Origin of the sequence: Martelella sp. UBA3392, from assembly GCF_002358775.1 — a bacterium.
Lineage (GTDB): Bacteria > Pseudomonadota > Alphaproteobacteria > Rhizobiales > Rhizobiaceae > Martelella > Martelella mediterranea.
The window spans coordinates 1-7676 of the sequence record NZ_DEPM01000053.1; the positions used below are offsets into that span (position 1 = coordinate 1).

The window sequence follows — 7676 nt, forward strand, 5'->3', positions numbered from 1 at the left end:
TCAGTTCTCAGTGAAAATCAACAATGAACATGGAACGCAGAAAAATAAATGTTTTCTATTCTTGGCAAAGCGATTCGCCAAAAAAGACTAATTTAAACGCTATTCGCACCGCATTAAAAGACGTCGCTAAGCGGATCGAAGCTCGCAAACTTGCGTACACGGTGGTGCCGGACGAAGCTACACGTAACGTTCCAGGTAGCCCAAATATTGCAGCCAAGATAACGGAAAAAATAGAGCACGCGGATATCTTCATTGCCGACGTCACGACGATCACCCCGAGCGGCTCTACAAGGCCCTGCCCAAATCCCAATGTGACTCATGAGTTGGGTTTTGCGGTTGCACACATGGGTTGGGACCGTGTCATTTTGCTGTTTAACTCAGCGCATGGCTTATTTCCCGCAGACCTGCCATTCGACTTCGCTCAGCACAGGGCGCACGACTATCAGTTCAACGAGTCTGGAGGGGCGAAGGAGCGCAGAGAGCTGGCCGACTTTCTCGCGAAAGCCGTAGAGCAGATCATCGAAAGCGATCCTCCACGTCCTGCGCAACTTAGGAGTATGTCTCGCGAACAGATCGAGCATAACCACGACCTGAGAAACATCGAATGGCTAATGTCTACCATCCATCTACCGACGATGGATGACCATATAAATCAACTACCGCACATGATGACATCCAAAGCTGTGTGGTATAGCGATCACTTGGCCGGAGTTGCTGAGAACAGTCTATTTCATGTCTACGACTCGGTCATCAGAAGGGCCGTAGATCAGTTGCACTCTGCTTGGCGCCGGGCCATGTCGCATGACAATTGTTATCATGACATTCCAAGCGGGCACGCATATGTCTTCTCGAATCCGATGGACGCTCCTTTGTCTAAAGAACAACAAAAGGATTGGGATGATATTGAGCAGGCGCGGCGAGATATGCGGATAGCCTTGGACACTCTTCTCAGTCGAATACGCAGTAACTTTGTAGAAATTTATCTGTCAATAACCAACAAGAAGGCGTTCGATGACTATATCGAATTCAAAAAGGAGTTCGATGAAGAGGATAATATTCAAAAGTATATTGAAATTAAATCAAACCGAACGAGATCTTAAGCAACGTTCAGTTATAGCGCCACTTGAATTGCTGTTTAGGTCGAGTGAAAATCTGGTGCCGCCTACGTGACTCGAACACGTGACCCCCGCATTACGAATGCGATGCTCTACCAACTGAGCTAAGGCGGCTTCTAAGCGCAGGGCCGGCCTACTATGGCCCTACTATTTTATTCTGTCACCCGCCAACCCACTGGCTTCGAACGTCATTCTCGGGCGGACCCGGTAATTACGAATGATGTGCTCTACCAACTGAGCTAAAGCGGCCCGAACGCGGTTTCGCGTTGCAGTGCGCTGTTACAGGCTCTGCGGCTGTTTTTCAAGCGTCTTGCGCGCGGGGCGTTTAAAAAAATGGCGGTCAGGCGAGGCCCTTCAGCAGCGACAGGGTTTCGGCGCGGCGGTCGCGGTCGGTATCGAACAGGCCGCGGGTGACCAGCGTGATGGTCTTGGAGCCGTGGGCCTTGATGCCGCGCATCGCCATGCACATGTGTTCGGCCTCCACCATCACCATCACGCCCTGGGGCGCGAGCGCATCATTGATGGCGTGGGCGATCTCGTCGGTCAGGCGCTCCTGCAGTTGCGGGCGGCGCGAGACGGTGTCGACCACGCGGGCGAGTTTCGAAAGCCCCGTCAGCCGTCCGCCCTCGGGCAGGTAGGCGATATGGGCCTTGCCGAAGAACGGCAGCAGGTGATGCTCGCACATGGTGTGGAACAGGATGTCGCGGACGATGACGATGTCATCATGGCCGTCTTCCTGGAAGACGGTCTGCAGATGGGCGCGCGGGTCTTCATCGCGGCCGGAAAAGACTTCCCTGTACATCTTGGCGACCCGAAGCGGCGTATCGCTCAGGCCCTCGCGGGTCGGGTCCTCGCCGAGCGCCACCAGAATATCATGGACCGCCTTCATGATTGCCTCGCGCTGGAGACGCTCAGCCTCAAGGGCGTCGATATCGGTCGGGATCGTGTTCACGGGTCACCTGTCGGTCGGTTCTGTCGCGGGCTATGTAGGCCTTGCGACCATCAGGGTTCAAGCCCCGATTTCGTCCGTAGTTCATCGGGCCGTCGCTGGTCGCGCGCCGTCAGCACGCAGGCGATCACGATCAGCGCGCCGCCGATCAGCGTCGGCCAGGCCGGGATCTCGCCGAAGAACGCGAAGCCGTAGAAGCCGGCCCAGACCAGCGCGGAGTAATCGATGACGGCGTAGAGCGAGGCCGGTATGCGGGCGAGCGCCGAAATCAGGCAGATGAAGCCAAGCGCGCCGCAAAGCCCGATCAGCCCGATCTGCCAGGTGAGCGCGGCCGCCGGCGTCTGCCACAAGAGGGCGGCCATCGGCAGGCAGAACAGCGCCGCAAAGGCGGTCTGCATCAGGCTCAGCGTCACCGGATGATCGTCGGCGGAGGATTTCTTCATCGCGATCGCGGTGAAGGCATAGGCAAGGGGTGCTGCGAGCCCCGCCGCGATCACCGGCAGCGTCACCGGTGGGCCGGCAAAGCCCGAACCCTTGGCGGCCACGATCAGCGCAGAGCCGGAAACCGCAAGCGCGAGGGCAATCAGCACGAAGCGGCCCGGCCGCTCGCCGAACACCAGCGCGCCGAGCATCGCCATGTAGATCGGCGCCGTCATCGCCAGCGCCAGCGCCATCAACAGCGGCATACCCGCGAGGCCGTAGAAGAACAGGCTAGCGGTCACCGCCGCCAGAAAGCCGCGCAGCATATGGGCCTTCATGAAGCCCCGGCGCGGCCACCGGCGTACGAAGACAAGGACGAAAAGGGCGAGAAACAGCGCCGAGACGGCATAGCGCAGGAACACGACCTGGAAGCTCGACAGCGCCATACCGAGGCTCTTGGCAAGCGCATCGACGCCCGAAAGCAGCGCCACCGCCGCCACCGCAAGGCCGATGCCGGACATTCGGCTTGCTGCTGCCATGAACCCCTCCCGCCTGTACCCGCATGCCGGGCAGTCATCAGCCGATAGCGCCGCCTTCGCTAGGGGTCAAGCCGCGCAGCCGGCCGGGCGGTTCGCCCGGAGACGTAAAGAGAGGATCAAAGATGGCCGAGGATAAAATCCACCCGGGCTTCGACCGTGCTTTTCGGCAGGATTACCGGGCGATAGCCGTGTTCGGGATAGAAATGCAGCAGGCGCTGATATTCCGCCTTGCCCTGTTCCAGATCGTGCCGGCGCTCGTCGTCGGTCTCGAAAATCTCCGGCCAGGGCGGGGTCATGAAGACGCGCGCATTGTAGCGGTATCGGGCCAGCAGATCAGGCGCGACATCGCCGCCGGCATGGGCAAGCGCCGCTGCCGCGTCCACGAGGCCGCGGTCGAAAAACACCGGGCTGTCGTGGCCGCGCATGCGTTCGAAATCGGCAATTGCGACATCGATGGCGCGGCGGGCGAAGGCTGCAAGGTTCACCCAGGGCAGCGCCGCGCCGTCGCCGGCCAGTTCCTCGGCCACGATCCGGCGGCCGGGCTCTTCCACCGTCGCAAAGCCGCGCCCGGCGAGAGCGGCAAGCAGCGTCGACTTGCCGCCGCCCGAACAGCCGGAAAGGACGAAGAAATTGTCCATTGCGCCTCAGGATTTTCCGGTGCAGGCAATGCCCGGATCGTTCTCGCCCTTGGTCACGTCATAAAGCGTGCCGTCGTCGCCCTTGCTCCACCAGACATAGGGCCCGGCGGCATAGCGCGCGCCGGAGGCCGCGATCACTTCGGCCGCGATGATGTGGTTATCGGGCCATTGCAGATCGGCAAGCATGATCTGGCCGCCATTGATGTAGCGGGCGTCGAGCGTGAAATCGCCGCAGTCATAGCTGGCCGAAATCTCGGTGGTCCCTTCGGGAAGGTCGAGCGAAACCTTGTCCTCCGCCATGGCGGGAAGGGCGGCGAGCGAGAACGCGATTGCAGTGAGGGTTGCGGCTTTCATGGGGGTCCTCCTGTTTATGCCGGCCACATCATACACGGCTTCCCTGTCACCGCCGACACGCATAGGTTTATCGCTGAAAATTCGCTGTGGGTCTTGCAATCGCCCGCCGCCGACGTATAACCGCCGCCCTTTGCCCACCATGACAGGATAAGCCTCATGACCGCGCTCGGCCTCGACTTCGGCACGACCAACACCGTGATCGCGGTCCCCGGCGAAAACGCCGGCGAGACCCGGTCGCTCGCCTTCGAAAGCCGCGCCGGGATCACCGATACGATGCGCACCTGCCTGTCCTTCATGAAGGACCGGCAGGCGGGCTTCGGCGCGCCGCTGGCGACCGAGGCGGGTGCTGCGGCGATCCGCACGCTGATCGACCATCCCGGCGAATGCCGGTTCCTGCAATCGATCAAGACCTATGCGGCGAGCCCGCTGTTCAAGGAGACGGCGGTGCTCGGCCGCCGGCATACGTTTTCCGACCTGATGGCGGTGTTTCTGGAAAAACTGATGACCTATGCCGGCGACGGCTGGCCTTCCGATGTGTCGCGCGTGGTCGCCGGCCGGCCGGTGCGCTTTGCCGGCATCGGCGCCGACGAAGAGCTGGCGCTTACGCGCTACAACGAGGCGCTGTCGCGCTTCGGCTTTCCCGAGATCCGCTTCGTGCTGGAGCCGGTGGCGGCGGCCTGGTATTTCGCCGAGCGGCTGACGAGCGATGCCAATGTTCTGGTCGCGGACTTTGGCGGCGGCACCACCGACTATTCGATCATCCGGTTTTCGAGGGCGGCAGGCAGGCTTTCAGCCGAGCCGCTGTCGCATTCCGGTGTCGGCGTTGCCGGCGACATGTTCGACTACCGGATCATCGACAATGTGGTGAGCCCGATGATCGGCAAGGGCACGCATTACAGAAGCTTCGGCAAGACGCTCGACGTGCCGTCGAACTATTACGCCAATTTCGGCCGCTGGAGCCAGCTTTCGATCTTCAAGACCACGCGCGATTTCGCCGATCTCAAAAGCCTGGTGCGCGACGCCACCGACCCGGACGCGCTGGAACTGTTCATCGAGCTGATCGAGAATGACGAGGGCTATCCGCTCTATGAGGCGGTCTCGGCCGCCAAGCGGGCGCTGTCGGAAGCCGACGAGGCCGAGTTCTTCTTCGCGCCGCTCGGCCGCGACAGCCGCCGCACCATCCGCCGCACGGATTTCGAAGGCTGGATCGCCGGCGAACTTGGCCAGATGGAGGCGGCGCTGGACGAGGCCATCGACGACGCCGGGCTGTCGCCGACGGATATCGACAAGGTGTTCCTCACCGGCGGCACCTCCTTCGTGCCGGCGGTGCGCCGGATTTTTGAGAACCGGTTTTCCGACATCGAGACCGGCGGCGAACTTCTGTCGATCGCCCACGGCCTGGCGTTGATCGGCAAGGACGAGGCGTTCGCGGCAGACCTGTGATAACGGGCTTTGCCGCAAAGAGAGGAGCGGACGTCAAGACACAGATGTCGCAGCCGCCGGGCTTCCGTCAGGGGCAGGGCGGTAAAGCGCGGCGCTTCATCCTCAGCCGACGCCGCGCTCCTCCACATCCAGCCCATGGGGGTCGTCCACCATCGGCCAGATGTCGCGTGGGGCGTATTTATAGGCGGTGAGCCGGGGATTGTTGGGGTAGGGCGTGCCGGCAGCGCAATAGATGATCGCGCCGGAAATCCGCGAGAAGGCCGCGTGGAAATGATTGGTCGACTTGATGACCAGAATATCCTTTTCCAGCGGATCGATCCCCATCGCGGTAAACAGCGAGGGGTCGTAGCTTTGCGCGCGCACGGTGTTGAGGATGATCTCGATGCCTTCAAGCCGCACCGTCACCGCCGGGCCGAACGGCACGATGCTGTCGCCGAAGCGCATTTCGGCATGCGGGTTGATCCTTTCCACCCGCACCGTGCCGTCGATCGGCGCGCCGGTGCCGGGCGCCGATTTGGCGCCGATGCGCAGCGGGATCTCCGCGCCCTCGCCGGCGGCCATGGCGATGCTGACCGCGACCGGATCCCAGATCGTGCCGACCGCGGTGTTGGTCGCCCCCTGGCGCAGCAGTTCGGCCAGCACCACCGTGGCGTCGCCCGCCGTGCCGCCGCCGGGATTGTCCCACATATCGGCGATCACCACCGGATGGTTTTTCGATAGCAGCGCCTGGCGCACGGCCTGGGTTTCGTCGATCTCCGGCATGCGGAAGGTGCCGCGCTTTTCGAACAGCGCCATGCCAAGCTCGCGCGCCAGCCTTTCGCCCTTTTGCATGTTGCCATCGGTGACGGCGATCATCTTGGTGCCCATTTCCGGCACGTCGCCGGCCATGAAGCCGTGGATCACTGATAGCGACAGGATTTCCGGGTCGGCCTTTTCCATCGATATCAGCCGGTCGACGAAGCCGCGCATCGGATCGCGCGAGGTTGGAAACACATCGATCATGCGACAGTCAAACACCGACATCACCGGCTTCACCCGGCCTTCCAGCGTATCGAGCGCGATCCGCCACAGATCGCCGGCGCGCTCGACGAAATCGGTATGGGGGAATTCCTTGAAAGCGACGAAGAAATCGGCGGCCGCGACCCGTTTCGCCGTCAGGTGGCTGTGCGGGTCGAGCTCGGCGCAGACCAGCACGTCAGGCCCGACCATATCCCTGATGCGCGTCAAGAGATCGCCCTCGGGGTCCTGATAGCCGGCGGCCACCATCGCGCCGTGCAGGCCGAGCACGACGGCGTCGACGGGGAGCGCGGCGCGCAACTGGCCTAGGATTTCGTCGCGCAGGCCCTCATAGGCCTCGCGGTTGACGAGGCCGGCGGGATCGGCCCAGGCGGCAGAACCCTCGATCAGCTCGAAATTGCGCTCGCGGGCAAAGAGGCGGCCAACCGTGACCGGCGCGGTGCAGAGCGTCGGCGTATCGGGGTGCGTTCCGGGCGAAGCATAAAAGGAGGCGATAAAGGCCGAGCGATCGATGCAGATCGGCGAAAACGTGTTCGATTCCGTTGCCAGCGCCGCCGTGAATATCCGCATTTTCCGATCCCCCCTGCCGTCTGTCCGATCTAAAACGGATGCGGCAGGTAGCCGGTAAAGCCGGCGATCTTCCAGCTTCCGTCCTCGCGCCGGCAGTAATAAAGCGTCTGCCAGTTCATGCCGTCAAATTCACCATCGGCGCGCCGGATGCCGCCATCGAATTTCTTGCGCACCAGGGCGCTGTCACCGGAAATCTCGATCTCCTCCAGTCGCGTGGCGTTGAAGATCGCGCTGCGCGGATCGTCGGCGTATTGGCCCTTGGCGAAATCCTGCGCCTGGCGCAGCCATTCATCACGGTAACGGTCAAGATCGGGAAAGCCGAGCCGCCAGTCGTCCGGGTTGCGCTGCCGCCCGGCATCAAGCGCGAAAAAGCCGACCGTGACGAAATCATCGGCGACCATCGACCAGTCGGCGGCAAGAAAGGCGTCGATATCGCGCGGCACCAGCATCTCCCATATCGCGCGCCGGTCTTGATCGGAGAAGGGATTGGCGAAGGGATCACGCATTTTTGGTCGTCTATCTAAATTTTTTTCGTGAATGGGGATTTTCTCTAGCCAGAATTCCGTTTTTATGGTGCCATGTCAACGAATAAAGAAAATAATTTGCATAGAGCATCGGGCGAAAAAGTGGA

At 61.6% G+C, this 7676-nt stretch carries 8 protein-coding genes and 1 tRNA gene; 2 read left to right on the top strand and 7 right to left on the bottom strand.

Features of this window, described 5'->3' with window-relative positions:
* Positions 1 to 23: 23 nt before the first annotated feature.
* Entirely contained in the window at positions 24 to 1100 is a 1077-nt protein-coding gene (locus B4E36_RS03960) for a hypothetical protein (RefSeq protein WP_292055291.1), read from the top strand.
* A gap of 53 nt (positions 1101 to 1153) precedes the next feature.
* On the opposite strand, the gene B4E36_RS03965 is transcribed toward B4E36_RS03960, so the two are convergent.
* The 5 genes from B4E36_RS03965 to B4E36_RS03985 all read right to left on the bottom strand — a co-directional run bounded on the left by B4E36_RS03965 (position 1154) and on the right by B4E36_RS03985 (position 4015).
* Positions 1154 to 1229, bottom strand: a tRNA-Thr gene (locus tag B4E36_RS03965).
* 226 nt (positions 1230 to 1455) lie between these two features.
* Positions 1456 to 2067: a GTP cyclohydrolase I FolE gene (folE, locus tag B4E36_RS03970; protein WP_292055290.1), complete on the bottom strand. Its 612-nt coding sequence runs from the start codon at positions 2065 to 2067 to the stop codon at positions 1456 to 1458.
* A gap of 50 nt (positions 2068 to 2117) precedes the next feature.
* Positions 2118 to 3023 carry a DMT family transporter gene (locus tag B4E36_RS03975; RefSeq protein WP_292055289.1) on the bottom strand — a complete coding sequence of 302 codons (906 nt, stop codon included), beginning with the start codon at positions 3021 to 3023 and terminating at the stop codon, positions 2118 to 2120.
* Between the two features lie 116 nt (positions 3024 to 3139).
* Entirely contained in the window at positions 3140 to 3661 is a 522-nt protein-coding gene (locus tag B4E36_RS03980) for an AAA family ATPase (RefSeq protein ID WP_292055288.1), read from the bottom strand.
* A 6-nt stretch (positions 3662 to 3667) separates the two neighbouring features.
* Positions 3668 to 4015 carry an MliC family protein gene (locus B4E36_RS03985; RefSeq protein ID WP_292055287.1) on the bottom strand — a complete coding sequence of 116 codons (348 nt, stop codon included), beginning with the start codon at positions 4013 to 4015 and terminating at the stop codon, positions 3668 to 3670.
* Positions 4016 to 4171: 156 nt separating this feature from the next.
* Between B4E36_RS03985 and B4E36_RS03990 the strand changes: the two genes are divergently transcribed.
* Positions 4172 to 5458, top strand: a complete 1287-nt coding sequence (locus B4E36_RS03990) for an Hsp70 family protein (protein WP_292055286.1) — start codon at positions 4172 to 4174, stop codon at positions 5456 to 5458.
* Between the two features lie 102 nt (positions 5459 to 5560).
* Here the strand turns inward: B4E36_RS03990 and B4E36_RS03995 are convergent, their stop codons facing one another.
* Both B4E36_RS03995 and B4E36_RS04000 read right to left on the bottom strand, forming a co-directional pair.
* A complete protein-coding gene (locus tag B4E36_RS03995) occupies positions 5561 to 7045 on the bottom strand; it encodes a M81 family metallopeptidase (protein WP_292055285.1) in 1485 nt (494 codons plus the stop codon).
* Between the two features lie 29 nt (positions 7046 to 7074).
* Positions 7075 to 7551, bottom strand: a complete 477-nt coding sequence (locus tag B4E36_RS04000; RefSeq protein WP_292055284.1) for a hypothetical protein — start codon at positions 7549 to 7551, stop codon at positions 7075 to 7077.
* Between the last annotated feature and the right edge of the window lie 125 nt (positions 7552 to 7676).